The sequence below is a fragment of the Marinobacter sp. genome (genome assembly GCF_048259445.1).
GTDB lineage: Bacteria > Pseudomonadota > Gammaproteobacteria > Pseudomonadales > Oleiphilaceae > Marinobacter.
The window spans coordinates 126,757-142,515 of record NZ_JBLXHQ010000010.1; the positions used below are offsets into that span (position 1 = coordinate 126,757).

Below are 15,759 nucleotides of genomic sequence, written 5' to 3' on the forward strand. Positions count from 1 at the left end.
AACCATGGCGGCATTGGATGATATACCGGTTACAGAGCTTAAGGGCGTAGGAAGCGCCCTGGCAGAGAAGCTTGAGCGGCTGGGCATCGCCTCGTTGCAGGATTTGCTGTTCCATCTCCCCCATCGTTACGAAGACCGTACTCGAATTATACCCATGGGTAGCTTGCGAGTCGGCGATGTAGCCGTTGTAGAAGGCGAGGTGATGAAGGCAGACCTGGTAATGGGGCGCCGCCGCAGCCTCCAGGTTACGCTGAAAGACAATAGCGGCTTTCTGGTCATGCGGTTCTTCCATTTTAACGCAGCCCAGAAAAATCAGCTGGCGGAAGGTACCCGTGTTCGCTGCTTCGGAGAGGTGAGGCCGGGACGGGCCGGATACGAGTTCTATCACCCCGAATACCAGACCAATCCACCACCCATGCCCGCAGAAAGCCAGGCAACCCTCACGCCGGTTTACCCGCTGACCGAAGGCATTCAGCAACCCCGAGTGAGGGGCTTGTGTCAGCAGGCTCTGGGATATCTTCAGCGCCATCCTATTCGTGATTGGTTGCCTGCTGAACTGCTGGCTGGCTATCAACTGCCTGGAATCAGTGAAGCCGTGCAGTTGGTGCATTCACCGCCAGCCAATGCTCCGGTTCATCTGCTGATGGAGGGGCGTCATCCGGCACAGCAGCGGCTGGTTATGGAAGAGTTGCTTGCCCATCAGTTGAGCATGTTGCAGGTTCGCGCTCAGATTCAGGCGCGCCAGGCTCTGCCCCTGCTGCCTGTCGGAAATCTGTCTGAGCGCTTTCTCGATGAACTGCCGTTTTCTCTGACGGGCGCCCAGCGTCACGTTATGAGCGATATTCGGCAGGATCTCAGCCATCCACTGCCCATGCTTCGACTGGTTCAGGGGGATGTGGGTTCCGGGAAAACCGTGATTGCTGCGTTGGCCGCTATTCAGGCCATAGGGGCGGGCGCTCAGGTGGCTCTTATGGCGCCAACAGAAATACTCGCCGAGCAGCATTATCAGAATTTCTGCGGCTGGCTTGAGCCACTGGGCATTCAGCTGGCCTGGCTTTCTGGCAAGGTCAAAGGTAAAGCCCGGAAGGACGCGTTGGAAGCTGTACATTCTGGTGCTGCCAGCGTGGTGATCGGCACTCATGCACTGTTCCAGGATGACGTATTGTTCCATCGTTTAGCGCTCGTTATCGTGGATGAGCAACACCGGTTTGGTGTGCATCAACGCCTGGCTCTGAGGGAGAAGGGTGTAGGCGGAACCCTGGCGCCGCATCAGCTGATCATGACTGCCACGCCTATACCGCGCACTCTGGCCATGAGCGCCTATGCCGATCTTGATACTTCGGTGATAGACGAACTACCACCAGGCCGCAAACCGATCGAGACCATCGTAATCCCGGACAGCCGTCGGGAGGATGTTATTGAACGCGTGCGCAGCGCTTGCACAGAAGGTCGCCAGGCTTACTGGGTCTGTACACTGATTGAGGAGTCCGAAGCCTTGCAGTGCCAGGCCGCAGAAGTGACGGCTCAGGAGTTGGAGAAGCGGTTGCCGGGCCTGAAGACCGGGCTCGTGCACGGACGCCTGAAATCGTCAGAAAAAGCAACCGTGATGGAGCGATTCAAGCAAGGCGAACTGGACCTTCTGGTTGCTACAACCGTGATAGAAGTGGGCGTGGATGTACCCAATGCGTCACTGATCATTATTGAAAACCCCGAGCGCCTGGGCCTGGCCCAGCTTCATCAGTTACGGGGGCGGGTTGGCCGGGGTGAGCAGGCCAGCTTCTGTGTACTCATGTACCATCCTCCTTTGTCTGCCAATGGCAAAGCCCGGTTGCAGGCACTGCGTGACAGCCAGGATGGATTTGTTATTGCCGAAAAAGATCTGGAAATACGGGGGCCTGGTGAAGTCCTGGGCACCCGGCAAACTGGCATGATGCAGTTCCGGCTGGCAGACTTTGAACGAGACAAGGGCTGGATTGAACCGGTGCGCGAGATGGCACCGGAACTCATGCAGTATCCACAGCTGGTGCAAGCTCTGATCAGGCGTTGGCTGGGTGAAAAAACACGTTATGGAGATGTATAAACCGGGTTGGCATGTATGGAAGGCCTTCAGTGCATCTGCACTAACTGGCTCTATGTCAACGTTTAGGCTAAAACCATGCCTTATACTGAAAACCCCACGGCAGAATTGAAGGCCGGATGGCAAGCAGCGATACTCGGGAGAAGATGATGGAATTACCTGTCACGGTTCAGCAAGCTCTGGGCGATGCAGCCAAGGGTGTGTCGCTGAGAGACGCACGCCAGGCTAACAGGCATGAGCTGTTGCGAATGGTGTTGCTCAACGACGGGCAAGAGAATCTTCAGGCTATTTGTTGCAAAGAAGATCTGATTGACCTGGAGCGTTTGAACAAACAGCTGGAGCGGGAATTTCGTCTTATGAAGCCGCGCGAGCAGGTTCGCGTGAAAGAGCGCGCCGGGCTCAGGGAGCTTCCAGCACTGCCTTCGCTAACCGGCTGGCCGACCATAGTCGATCGCCGGGTCGATGATATACCCTCGGTCGCGCTGGAGTTGGGTGAGCAAAATCTGGCAATGGTGATGCCTGCCGAAGATTTTCGTGCGCTGACGTCAAATGCAGATCGCCGGTCGTTCACCGTGGCATCGGAAAATATTGCGGTAAATCTGGATGATCCGGCCAGTGATCGCAGCCAGCTGACTTTCGCTATCAAGAAATTTACCAGCCTGCGTATTCAGCAGCGTCTGGAAGATACTCTTGAACTTCCGCCGCTTCCGGAAACTGCCCAACGAATCATTCACTTGCGGGTAAACCCGAATGCTGTAATGGGAGATCTGGTGGATATTGTTGAGAGTGACCCCAGCCTTGCTGCTCAGGTTGTCAGCTGGGCATCCTCTTCCTTCTATGCGGCAGCCGGGCAAGTTCGCTCTGTGCATGATGCGATATCACGGGTGCTCGGATTCGATATGGTCATGAACCTGGCTATGGGATTGTCTCTCGGGCGCGCACTCAAACAGCCCCAGGATCACCCGGATGGCTATGTGGATTATTGGCAACAAGCCATCTGGCAGGCACAGTCGGCCGGTGTTCTGGCAAGTATGATGCCCCGCGGCGAGCGGCCTGTGTTCGGGTTGGCTTACCTTGCAGGCCTGCTGCATAACTTTGGCTATTTGCTGCTGGCTCAGGTTTTCCCTCCCCATTTCAATCTGGTATGCCGTTCCCTGGAAGTGAACTCAGCCATCGATTCCTCCGTAACAGAGCACTATCTCCTTGGCATCACCCGAGAGCAGATTGCCGCCCAGCTTATGGAAAACTGGGGTATGCCTGAAGAGATCACTCTGGCTCTCAGGTATCAGAAGCATCGTGGCTATAAAGGCGCTAATAGTGTTTACGCCCGGCTGCTATGGTTGGGGCGGCAACTGTTGGCGGCCAGAGGAGTAGCCCTTGGCGCCTGCGAGACTGTGGATCAAGAGGTTTTTGACGAGTTGGGGCTGGATCGCGAGAAGGTAGAAGAGCAGTTTGATGAACTGGTTGCCAGCGAGGACAACATTATGGCTATGGCCGGCATGATGGGTCAGTAACAAAAAAGCCGGCCTTGAGAAAAAAGGCCGGCAAGATTTTCGCTCATAGCAGAGTCGTCCGAACGTTTCAGGAGAAACAACGCAGGGCGGTAAATCGATGCAGTAAAAAATCACCGTCCTGATTTCAATTTAGACAAGGTCTGCAAAAAGAAAAGGTGTTTGAAGCGCTAAGATGAACTTGAGCGTTTTGTCACTTTTTTGATTTTGAGCAAGCTGCTGATATTGAATTGATAAAACTGGTCTCTTTGCTTCTTTCGGTTACAAAAAAACACAATTCTCGGCGTTAATCAGAACGTATGGTTCCGGATGGCTGTCGCTGCACGGCGTATTTCATCCGCGTGGCGCTTTTCGACCTCGAATCGTTCCTTATCCATTTTCTCTACAAACCGTGTTTCCGTATCCTGACGTGCCTGGTGGGTGGGCATATGCCGAAGTTGGTCAAACACCTCCATAAAGACCCGGAAAGGCGGTTTTTCCATGAGCTGGGGCGCGACATGGTCGAGGAGGCCTTTGATGCGCAGACAGGCTTCCGAGTATTCGATTTGATCTTCCTCTATGGCCATCGCGATAACGCGAATACTGTCGATCATATCCTTGCGCCGCTTTGTCTGGAAAGCCTCCGACTTTTGCTGGCGTCTACGGTTCTCGGACAATACGACCGTTTGCCGCCGGATAAAACCCAGCAGCACAATAATGACAATAGCACCGGCAATGATCAGGCCCCACTGTAGCCACTCAGGCATTTTGTTCTCCCTGTTTTATTCAGGCCGATTTACGTTGCTGTTTCGGACGCCAGACTTTGACAGTTACCGACTGACCATTCAATACGGACGTGCCCGCAACCGGATCGGTATGATCGTCACTCAATACATCGTTAATGCTTGCTCCGGGATGGCTGGCCGCGGTGGATTGTTTTGTACCATCGCGGTCATGACCCCAGCCATGGGGAATAGAGACCACACCCGGCATCATGTCTTCTGTGACGTCTACAGGCAATACGATCTGGCGCCCGGCGGCGCTGATTTCTGCGTGACCGCCTTCCTGAAGGCCCAGCCTGCTTGCATCTTGCGGGTGCATCAACAAGGTACAGCGTTCCTTTCCCTTCACCAGCCTTTGGCTGTTGTGCATCCATGAGTTGTTGCTGCGCACATGGCGGCGGCCGATCAGCAGCAATTCATCCGGTGTCTGTGTCGCTGACAGCTGCTGATGGAGGCGCTCAACGTCTTCCAGGTAGCGGCGTGGAGCCAGATTAATTTTACCGTCCCGTGTGAACAGGCGGTTGGGAAGGGCGGGCCGAAGAGCGCCCAGGTCAACTCCGCTGGGATTTTCCTTGAGGCGCTTGAGAGAAAGACCTTTTGGCAGTTCCTGCCACTGTGGATTGAGTGAGCTCAGCTGAGCGAGGCTGCGTAACGGGGAGTGTTTCGGGAGCAGGCTCATTGCCAGACTTGTAGCTGGCTCCAGCACCCCGCGGGCGCGACCTGTATCTGTGCCATAGGGCCCGGTTCGCAGAAGCAGGTCAATGAACGGGTCAGGACCTACCTGCTTGAATGCTCTCCAGCCCAACTCGGCGCGGATTGGTAGTTTTCCACCTTTGCGCAGCTTTTCGAGCTTGTGCGCCAGCTCCAGAAGAATCTGCCAGTCGTGCCGGCTGTCGGGGCCGGCATCAAACAGTGCCTCACTGTATTTGGCTACGTTACGCACGGCGAGCATGTTGAAAACGATATCGTAATGGCTGCGCTCAAGAGCTGCAGTCGGGGGCAGAATGATGTCCGCGTGGCGGGTGGTTTCGTTGATGTAATAATCCACCGACACCATAAAGTCCAGTCGGCTCAGAGCCTCGTCCAGCCGGCGTCCGTTCGGACTGGAGAGCACAGGGTTCCCCGCAACGGTCACGAAGGCACGGATTTGTCCCTCGCCCGGAGTGAGTATTTCGTCTGCCATGGTGCTGGCGGGGTATTCACCGGCAAATTCCGGAAGCCCTTTAACGCGGCTATGGCGCTTGCCGAAATGACCGCGCTGCCCGGACATGGCTCCCAGGGTGATCAGATCAATTGCAGGCTGTGTGAACATGACACCACCAACGGCGTCCAGCTTCCCGGTCAGGATGTTCAGGCAGTAAGCCAGCCAGGTTGCGGTGCTGCCAAACGTCTGTGTGCTGGTACCCATGCGGGTGTAGAGCGCAGCTTTGGGAGTTGTTGCCAACTGATGTGCGAGATTACGTATGGTTTCGGCATCAATGCCGGTGCGCTCCGCAACGGTTTCGGGCGTGAAGGGCAGGGACGCCAGCCGCAAAAGGTCCAGATCTTTTATAAGGTGCTCTGACCGCCCCGGATGGATCAGCTCATCGGCAAACAGAGTGTTCACCATGGCCATCAGCAGAAATGCATCGGTGCCGGGTCGAATAAAATGAAATTCTCCGGCTTGCCGGGCAGTTTCAGTGCGTCGTGGGTCCACAACAATCATTTTTCCACCGCGCTGTTTCAGGGCTTTCAGCCGGCCACGGAAATCCGGAACGGTCATCAGGCTGCCATTGGACGCCATCGGATTCCCGCCAATACAGATAAACAGGTCGGTGTTATCGATGTCAGGTATAGGAAACAGAACCTGATGGCCGAACATTTCCAGACTCGCAAGCATGTGTGGAAGCTGGTCATTGGACGTTGCTGAAAAGCGGTTTTGGGTACCAATGGCATGCAGAAACGGCATGGTGGCGATTAGCGAGCCGTGGTTGTGTACATTCGGGTTGCCAAGATACACACCGATACTGTTCCGGCCGTGAGCGGCGCGGGTGCTATGGAGTTTTTCGGCAACCCTGCTGAAAGCCTCATCCCATTCCATTTCCTGCCACCCGGTGGGGGTTTTACGAACCGGCTTGCGCAAACGTTCTGGATCTTCGTGGAGGTCCTGCAGAGCGACTGCCTTGGGGCAAATGTGCCCGCGGCTCAACGGGTCGTTGTCATCCCCGCGAATGGATGCAATGCGGCCTCCTTTCATTTCAACGGCAACGCCGCACATGGCTTCGCACAGATGGCAGGTGCGGTAATGGGTGCCGTTATCCATGAAGATCTCTCCTGATATTTTTGTTGTGACAGGTTGGGTTTCATTGTGCAACCAGATTAGCAGGAAAACGGTGGTGGAGGGAAACGGCCAGTCGTTGTTTCCGGCATAAAAGAGGCCAGTCCGGAGACTGGCCTGAAAAGCGTTGCAGCGGGTTTACTGCTCTGCGGGGAGATCCTTTACGGGATTGGTTATGAAATTAAGATAGGTTCCTCCAACCGGGATTTGCAGGGGCAGATTTATAGTTATCAGGCCTGCATTGGGTATCCCCAGGGTATTTGCTCTCACGTTGATATCGACCAGGTTGGTATTGCGTTGCTCTATCTGCATTCGGCCATCATCGAAGAATGTGATGTCTCCCTCCAGATCAAAGACAAACTCACGAGCGTAAAGATCATGAGTGCCACCCAGGGGGATTTCCATATCTGGCGCATCCAGCATTAGCTCAACTTGTGTCTTGAACACCGGCTGCCCGTTATCGCCCTCGATAATGGCACCGGGAATAAGCTGATCTCGTGGGCAACCAGAGCCACCGGCACAGCTGGGGTCCTGGGAGTAGCGCATACGAATGATCTGAGTATTGGTGATGGATTCTTCCATAAGTGGAATAAAGCCAAGAACCTTGAGTTCTACGAATACACTGATTGATGTTGTTGCGAGCATGGTGGGATACAGATCCACCAGAATGCCTTTCTCACCTGTTGGCTCGTAGATTCCCGGACCTTTTACTTCTGTGTTCAGAGCATATGTCTGATAGATAAACTTGTTTTTCGGGCAACGTTCCCCCGTTTCACAACCTACGCGGGCGTCTGCCTTTCCGGAAACCAGGCCAGGTGTGGCAGAGGCCTGATTGTTTTTGACGGCCAGCTTTGTTGTGTTGGCAGAAGGCGCCCAGCCATCTGCGTCGCTGCCCTGGTGGGCGAAAGGTTCGATGCAGTTGGCATTGTCGTTCGAACTGCAATCAATCCGGAAGTTGGCATTGGTGTCGCGAATCGGCAGGTTTCGTAGCGGGGTAAACACCGAGTCTTGCGCTGCCACGCCTTTGAAGTAGATGACCATTGAGTTGTCGCCACTACCCCCACCATTAAGACCCTCAAGCAGATCTGTTTTCAGGGGAAGCGTGTTTGCACCACAGATTGATGTCGGGTTTTCCTGTGCGCAACCGGGAGCGGCTCTGTTAACTTTCATGGTGTAACGGTAGAAAGCGTTGCGTTCCCATGGCTGGTCGGGAAAGAAGCGAATACGCTGGTTATTTTTCTCCAGGCGACCGGATACAGTCTCAATCGCGGTTTTATCTGCGGTCACCTTCTCTACGATAAAGGTTTCTTCAGATCGGATTGAGGCCAGCTTCATCGGTTGGGAGAAAACAACAACAATAGGGCGGTCTTCCGGCATTTCCGATACAGGAAGTACATCGCCTGCCTGTCCGCCGGAGGTGGCGTCCCAGCACTGGCCGTGAATCCCGGCGGCAAGGTCAATGTCGTTATAGGTCGTTTCGCAGGGAAATCCCGGGTAGGTTGTCAGCGCGAGAGGCGGGGCCTGGGTTACCGAGGGCGCAGCAGTATCTGTCGGATCAAGTTGGAAGCTCAAATCCTCTACCATTGCTGTATTCCCGGCGGGGTCTGTCACGCCGCGAGCCGATACCAGATAGGCAACACCCTGTTTCAAGCCTCCCTTCGGGTTGAGTATGAGGGCTGTGCCATCAAGCCTGGTATGAAGATCTTCCTCTGCCTGCCCGTTTGCATACAGGGCGACGCCATTTTCGATGGATGCGGGATCCAGCGGCTCATCAAAGAACAGGATCACCGGGTCGCCTGGGCGGTGCATGGATTGCCTGGTGGCGGGAATTGCATCAGCGGCACCGGGCGTCCAGCTCACCAGCTCAGGTGGTGTGCTGTCCAGCTCGCGATCCAGCTCTGCATCAAGAGCAGACTCTACATCTGTGGCGGCCTGCAGGTGAAAGGCAATGGTTGAGTCCGTGTACTCCTGCCCGAGCAGGTTCGGTTCCACCATGCCAATAGCATCGATAGTGAGCACGCCATTTTTTACGATGGCGATGCCTCTCAGCTCAACCCCCATCAGATCCTGGGACAGGGAAGCATTTGGCTGTGCCTCCCCGGTGTTCATGGATACGTCCATGAACAAGGTGATCTGTCGAGGAGCGTTGATATCATCGGTATAGGGGTTCGGGCTCAGGTAACCGGATGCATCAGAGATCATCGTTACCTTGATATCGCCTGTTGTCTGCAATGCGCCAACAGGTTCGCCAGGATTGACTGCTTCCGTGACGGGCACAACACCACCAACCAGAACATCCAGGCTGGTGCTGCGAAGAATGCTGCCTTTGGCTATGCGCAGAGGAAGTGCCTCTTTTGCGTCAAATGACGGTGCGAATGCCAGCTCAGCAAACAAGTCACCTGTTTGCCGGGAGGGGCCGGCGACACCCTGAAGTACGGAGTTCAATGTGACGCCATTGATGATCTCGTTGTTCAGAATGGAGCGTGTTACATCACCTTCAGCTGAGCCGGCATTAAGGCCCGAGTCCACTGCACTTTGTTTTAACACAACCGTTGGGCCCGTGTTCCGGGGTGTAAAGCTGAAGCTCCGGGTTAGCCGATTGCCTTCGCCAGAGTCTGTCAGGCTCGCCAAATTGGTTAATTTGAGTGTGTAGGTTTCATCGCTGTTAAGGACGTCCTGTTTGCCGCCACACTGTTGCGGGTCGGAAGTCAGGCAAGGATCAACTGTAATACGGTTGCCCTTGATCAGAACGGTCGCAGGCACAGGCTGTTCGTTTTGATCCAGCATCTCAATCGAGCCGCCAAGCGCTTTCCAGTCCGGATGGACGGGCTGAGTCATGGCGAGGCGGAACGTGGAAAAGTTCAGCGCCTGAAAGCTTTTATCGGTTTGGTCATCGCTGGCCGGTACCTTCCAGGCAACGCCAAAGCTATCAGAGGTGTTCACGAGACCGGCAGACCCGGAGAGGCCGCCCCGGGTCTGGAACTGAATGCCCGGATCGCCGCCACCATTCGGCGTATCGATCAAGCGTCCGCCCTTGGCACGAAGTGGCTCGTTAAAGACCAGAGAATAGTCTGAGGCACTGCTCAGCGAGTTGGATGTTGTTAATTTCAGACTTCTGCCATCATCAATTTTTTCAACATTGAACAACACAGCCGTGCCGTCTGAATCCAGGCTGATTTTGCTGGAAAGGTCAGTGACCTCTTCAGTTATAGCGTGTGAAAACCTGAGAACAATATCCGCTGCAGGGCTGACATCTGATTGGCCATCTGCCGGGTATGAGTAAATAACTGAGCCCGGTGTGGCTTTCTGGTTTATTGTCTGTTCATCCCCGCCACAGGCTGCGAGCAGCAGGGCAGGAATCAGTGCCAGGGTTTTGTTGTACTTCATGGCAAACCTCTCCTCAGAACTTCAGGGTAACTGAGCCACTGATAACGTGGACATCGCCGTCTGCTGTTACGTCGGTTTCAGTGCCATCGAAATCTACCAGTGTGAAGTCGCGCTCTTGCAACTGTTGGTATTGATAGCCCAGATCAAAGCGCACAGGAAAGGCCAGGAAGCGAGTGCGGTCGTAAGTGGCGCTGACGCCAAGGCCAACCACGATCTTGTCAGTATCCAGATAATTGATTTCCGGATTGCGAGTCGTTTTCAGTGGAGACTCTTCGTAGGCCACACCGCCCCGAATGGAAAAGTTTTTGTTGAGGTCGTACTCAGCACCAAGCCGTGGAATTATCGTGTCGTTGAACTGAATACGGCTGGAAGCGGGGATGGTTGCCTGATCTTTGATTGTGTCGCCTGTGAATTCATCCGACAGCTCAGACCAGTTCTGCTGCTCAACGCTGCCACCGATGCGCCAGTTTCCACCTTTATATTGCGCGCCGAATCCGAAGGTTTCCGGTTGGAAAGAGTCGATTGTGGATACGACAAGGCTAAGGCCCGGGTCGGGAATGGTTTGCGTAACGATAATGTTTGAGTCCACAGCGGTTGAAGCTGATGACTTGGTGCGATAGGTGAAAGCAGTTTCCCAGCCTTGCAGGAAGCAAATGCCTTCTGGGCAGAAAGTGCTGCCGAGATCGATGGTGGTGCCAACAATCGTTTTAACTTGTGGTTCAGCATTGACTGCCAGACGCTCTCGGCTGGTTTCTCCACCCAGTGTAGATACTGCATCGAGATTAGCTGTTGCATCCAGGGTTATGCGGGCGGATACGCCCACCGAAATGCCGCGCCATACAGGGGTGGCACCCCCGATGTTCAGGAACAGGGGTTCTTTCCCATACTGGAGAAACTGGCCATTGGCTGAGGTCTGGGAATCAAATGCCAGCATTTCCTTGCCGTACTTTTCCACACCGGCAATGAAACCGAGGTAAAGAGGATGGTCGAAGCGTGTAAGTGAGCCCAGGTTGGTTTTCATGCCGATCAGTACGTGTTGGCTGGGGGAGTTGGAAACTACATCTCCGTTGGCGTTCGGATTAGCCGATCGAAGTTCCTGCTCAGCGTGCAGGATACCTGACGTCAGTTCGCCTCGCTCATCCCGGGTGAGTGCCGCGGGGTTGTAATAAGTGGCGGACACCTGATCATTAAACATGGAGAGAGACTGGGCGGTAGCAACGTCGATGGGCATGACGCCATAAGTTGTACCGATATTGCCCATGCTGGCTGAGGCCGGCATGGAGAGAGTTGTGGATACTGCTGCAACCGCCAGGCTCAGCGCCCGTAATGAAAACCGGGAGGTGGGGACCATTAATACACTCCATTATCTCGTTGTTTTTATACTCTTACCGCAATTCAGTGCCCTGGAATTGGGGACCAGATACGGCGGGTACACTTGTTCACCCGGGAGTGTATGGGGCTTGTCCCTTCAGGACGTTGGCATTTTTGACACGATATTGTGTCGGAATGACCATGTATGGGGAGATTTAACGAAAAGTCACAATAATACAATGCCTTACGGGGCGATTAAATTTACGCTGTGGTTGATAACATGAAGGTGGGAGTCGTGAGCCGGGTTTGACTCGAGGGGTAAAGGGGGATCAACGAATAGCAGGAAGGTGAAATCGAACCCCACAGGCAACGGCGGGGTTCGTTGAACTTTATCGGGCTCAGCTTGCCATTGAAGCTTCATAATCGCGGATCATACCGTAAAGCTCATCTTTCAGGCTTAGCCGCTTTTTCTTCTGCTCTTCCAGATACTCATCAGAGGTGGTCTCCACACCCTGTTCAATACGATGCACCTCATGATCAATGTCGTGATAAGTTTCAAACAGCTTCGCGAAATGCTGATCCGTCATTTTCAGTTTATGAATGGCGTCTTTAGACTCTGGCAGTTCGCGTAGAAGATCGTGTTTTTCGAGTGGCATTCGTCAGTGCTCCTGAGGTGTGTAGGCTTACCAATCAATTTTAGTTTAGGCCGTTTCACATTGACATGCTTGATCCTCGTCAATGTCTCCGGAATTCTGCGGGGTTGGCTCAAATAGAGCGGCGAAAAGGGGGCATTCGCCCCCCCCCCTTCATTGCTTCTCTGATGCCCGGCGACACTTAGTTTTGCCGGCTCTCAATCTGTCCGTCATTATCCGAGATGACAATCTCTACACGGCGGTTCTGTTGCCGACCAGCGGAGGTGTCATTGCTGGCCACTGGATATTGCTCTCCGTAGCCTCTGGTTTCTATACGACGGCGCTCAATGCCCTGAGAGATGAGTTCATCCCGGACCGCCTCGGCCCGGCGCTCAGACAATTTCTGGTTGTATGACTCATCGCCTGTGCTATCGGTATAACCTTCGACGCTGACTCTACGTTCTTCATACTCCCGCATGAATTGGGCGAGGCGACCGATGGTTTGTTCCCCTGATGATTTCAGGTCGGCTTTATTAAGGTCGAACAGGACATCACCCAAAGTCAGAACCATGCCGCGATCGGTGCGTTCTGCTTGCAACTCTTCCATTCTTTTTCGCAGCATTTCGGCTTCCCTGCGGGCCTGCTCTGCTTCACTGGAACGTTGATCAAGCATTAATTCACGCCGGCGCTCTTCAGCCGAGTTTATTTCTTCCTGCAAGCGTGCGCGCTCTCCCTGCTCGCTGGCGATCTGTGCATGGCGATTGGCGAGATAAGCCGCATGTTCTATAAGGACCGTGTCCTTACCTTCTTCCAGCAAAGACTCCGCGCGGTTCAGTTCATCTCTCGCACTTCTTAGCTGGCGATCGCCACTGCGCGCGACATCCGGGTCGTCTTTGATTTTGGTGTAAGAAGCGCGCGCTTCATCGACCATCGCGTTTTCCACTGGGGTTGAAGAGCAGCCGGCGACCAGCACTGACAAGCCCACAGCCACGCCCAGTGTTATGTTGCGTTTGTTCATAACAGTCTCCTTTCCAGATATGGCGATTACTGGTCTTGATTGATTTGGTTGCGCATTGACTCAATGTTCTGGTTGATCTCCTCAACAGCCTGGCGTGCTTTTGCGGTATCAGCGCGCGCGCCCGCCAGCTGAGCATCGACGGAAGCCTGTTCCAGAAGACGTTCGGCCTCGGTGTATTGCTCTTGTTCAATCAGGTTCTTCGCGTCGGCGACCTTATTCTGCGCGTTGTTGAGCAGTACCGGTTCAAACTTCCGGGCATCTGCAGCAACGGCCTGCTGAAGAGAGCTCTCCGCAGACTGAAGGTCTGAATCCGGCCGTTCGCCAGAGCTGGCGCAACCACCGATGGTAAGAGCAACGCCAGTAATACCAGCGGTGTATAAAATCGACTTGAATTTGCTCATGCACGATCTCCTTTCAGCAATATGTAAGCTATGCAGGAACGTGTTTTACGCACGAAATCATCCTGCCGTCGGGGGTTGACGGACTTTTGTCGACGGCGAGATGTGCCGTAAAACGACGGAGTTCCATGCTCACCACACCTTAACTCTAGCAGGCAGCAGGTAATAGACCATGACTGATTCGCAACAAATCCGGAGAGGAAAGCCGCTGATTGCAAGGCATGATTGAGTGTATTACGGATAACTTACTGAAATGAATGGATTAACCTGAACGACAGGGCAGTGAACAAGCTGTCATGGAGAGTCGGGTTTAAATAAAGCAGGAATGTGTGAGTTGCCGGGAGTAGGTGACGAGATATTTTCGAGTAATGGTGGGCCCACCTGGACTCGAACCAGGGACCAAAGGATTATGAGTCCTCTGCTCTAACCAACTGAGCTATAGGCCCTTTCAGCGAACGCTGTCAGGAAAGTGTTTCCTCTCAGGGAAACAAAGCGGGCGCCATTATACCGGGGAGGTGCGGCGCCCGCTACTGTTGTGAAGCTTATCCGTTGCCTTGATCGTCAATAAATCCGCGCAAATGGTCGGAGCGGGACGGGTGGCGCAGTTTGCGCAGTGCCTTGGCTTCGATCTGACGGATGCGCTCACGGGTTACGTCGAACTGCTTTCCGACTTCTTCCAGTGTGTGATCGGTATTCATTTCGATGCCAAAACGCATGCGCAATACTTTGGACTCACGGGCAGTGAGGCCTGCAAGTACAGAGCGAGTGGCTTCACGCAGGCCTTCAGCGGTTGCGGAGTCCACCGGCGAGAGCGCCTGTATGTCTTCAATGAAGTCACCCAGGTGGCTGTCTTCATCATCACCGATCGGCGTCTCCATGGAGATTGGCTCTTTGGCAATCTTCAGTACCTTGCGAATCTTGTCTTCCGGCATTTCCATGCGCTCTCCCAGCTCCTCCGGAGTGGGCTCGCGGCCCATTTCCTGGAGCATCTGGCGGGAAATACGATTGAGCTTGTTAATGGTCTCAATCATATGCACCGGGATACGGATGGTGCGCGCCTGATCCGCAATGGAGCGGGTGATGGCCTGACGAATCCACCAGGTGGCATAAGTAGAGAACTTGTAGCCACGGCGGTACTCAAACTTGTCGACAGCCTTCATAAGGCCGATGTTGCCTTCCTGAATCAGGTCGAGGAACTGAAGGCCGCGGTTGGTATATTTTTTCGCGATAGAGATAACCAGTCGCAGGTTGGCCTCAACCATTTCTTTCTTGGCGCGACGGGCTCTTGCTTCCCCGATGGATACCCGACGGTTGATTTCCTTGATGTCGACAACATCAAGATCGACTTCGGTCTGCACATTCTGTATGCGCTTCTGAAGCCGGATAATTTCATCAATGCGCTCGCCCATAGCCGCAGCGTAAGGCTTCTTGCTCTTGATGATCTTGTCAGCCCAGTCCTGATTTGCTTCGTTGCCGGGGAAGGATTTGATGAAATCCTTGCGTGGCATTTTGCAGTCACGAACACAGATCTGCAGTATCGCACGCTCATTCTGACGCACCAGGTCGTTGGTGGAGCGAACTACGTTTACCAGCTCATCAAATGCCTTGTTACCCAGCTTGAATGGAGCGAAGACCTGGCCCAGTTCATTAAGGGCTGCCTGGGTTTTTTTGTCAGCTCGACCGTGTTTGGCAAGTAGCGCTTCAGCCTCGATCAACTTCTCCCTGAGAAGCTCAAAACGGAGGCGAGTCTCTTCGGGATCTGGTCCGCTCTCGGTTTCTTCTTCTTCGCCATCGTCGGAATCATCGTCTTCAGATTCGGAGTCAGAGACTTCGTCTTTTGCGGGTTCTTCCGGCATGAATGGCTCAGCGCCATCCGGATCAAGAAAGCCAGTCACGATATCGCTGATACGGCCTTCATTCTCTATGATGCGATCATAGGCCTGGATGACAGTTCCTACGGTGCCGGGGAAGTGAGATACCGCTGCCATGACATCGCGGATGCCTTCTTCAATGCGTTTGGCGATGACAATTTCGCCTTCGCGGGTCAGCAGTTCCACCGTGCCCATTTCACGCATGTACATGCGCACGGGATCGGTGGTACGACCGGCGTCCGATTCCACGGCGGCGAGAGCAGCAGCGGCTTCAGCGGCAGCGGCTTCGTCGGCAGTGGAGTCACCGTCTGTCATCAGCAGAGTATCGGCGTCCGGTGCCACTTCAGACACCTGAATGCCCATGTCGTTGATCATGCGAATGATGTCTTCGACCTGATCCGGATCGGCAATGTCTTCCGGGAGGTGGTCGTTCACCTCGGCGTAAGTCAGGTAGCCTTGTTCCTTGCCTCGTGCGA

The 15,759-nt window shown here is 54.2% G+C and carries 10 protein-coding genes and 1 tRNA gene; 2 read left to right on the plus strand and 9 right to left on the minus strand.

Annotated features, from left to right (window positions below; all coding sequences use genetic code 11):
- Positions 1-4: 4 nt before the first annotated feature.
- Positions 5-2,080, plus strand: a complete 2,076-nt coding sequence (recG, locus tag ACN0RL_RS09535) for an ATP-dependent DNA helicase RecG (protein WP_417516078.1) — start codon at positions 5-7, stop codon at positions 2,078-2,080.
- A 146-nt stretch (positions 2,081-2,226) separates the two neighbouring features.
- Complete coding sequence (locus ACN0RL_RS09540) at positions 2,227-3,591, plus strand: HDOD domain-containing protein (protein WP_417516104.1); 1,365 nt, start codon at positions 2,227-2,229, stop codon at positions 3,589-3,591.
- A gap of 287 nt (positions 3,592-3,878) precedes the next feature.
- Here the strand turns inward: ACN0RL_RS09540 and ACN0RL_RS09545 are convergent, their stop codons facing one another.
- From ACN0RL_RS09545 to rpoD, 9 genes are all read right to left on the minus strand, one after another.
- Entirely contained in the window at positions 3,879-4,334 is a 456-nt protein-coding gene (locus ACN0RL_RS09545; RefSeq protein ID WP_417516080.1) for a DUF2489 domain-containing protein, read from the minus strand.
- A 19-nt stretch (positions 4,335-4,353) separates the two neighbouring features.
- A complete protein-coding gene (locus ACN0RL_RS09550) occupies positions 4,354-6,651 on the minus strand; it encodes a molybdopterin-dependent oxidoreductase (protein WP_417516082.1) in 2,298 nt (765 codons plus the stop codon).
- A gap of 153 nt (positions 6,652-6,804) precedes the next feature.
- The gene (locus ACN0RL_RS09555) at positions 6,805-10,053 is read right to left on the minus strand and encodes an Ig-like domain-containing protein (RefSeq protein WP_417516084.1); all 3,249 of its coding nucleotides are present in this window, start codon (positions 10,051-10,053) and stop codon (positions 6,805-6,807) included.
- 13 nt (positions 10,054-10,066) lie between these two features.
- Positions 10,067-11,404 (minus strand): alkane uptake protein AupA, encoded by a 1,338-nt coding sequence (aupA, locus tag ACN0RL_RS09560; protein ID WP_417516086.1) that lies wholly within the window; start codon positions 11,402-11,404, stop codon positions 10,067-10,069.
- 358 nt (positions 11,405-11,762) lie between these two features.
- Positions 11,763-12,020, minus strand: coding sequence for a YdcH family protein (locus ACN0RL_RS09565; protein WP_417516088.1), 258 nt, complete (start codon positions 12,018-12,020; stop codon positions 11,763-11,765).
- Between the two features lie 178 nt (positions 12,021-12,198).
- Complete coding sequence (locus tag ACN0RL_RS09570) at positions 12,199-13,014, minus strand: OmpA family protein (protein WP_417516090.1); 816 nt, start codon at positions 13,012-13,014, stop codon at positions 12,199-12,201.
- A 26-nt stretch (positions 13,015-13,040) separates the two neighbouring features.
- Positions 13,041-13,415: a DUF4398 domain-containing protein gene (locus ACN0RL_RS09575; RefSeq protein ID WP_417516092.1), complete on the minus strand. Its 375-nt coding sequence runs from the start codon at positions 13,413-13,415 to the stop codon at positions 13,041-13,043.
- Between the two features lie 366 nt (positions 13,416-13,781).
- Positions 13,782-13,858, minus strand: a tRNA-Ile gene (locus ACN0RL_RS09580).
- Positions 13,859-13,954: 96 nt separating this feature from the next.
- Positions 13,955-15,759, minus strand: a 1,805-nt coding sequence (gene rpoD, locus ACN0RL_RS09585) for an RNA polymerase sigma factor RpoD (RefSeq protein WP_417516094.1), incomplete at its 5' end; no start/stop codon positions are given.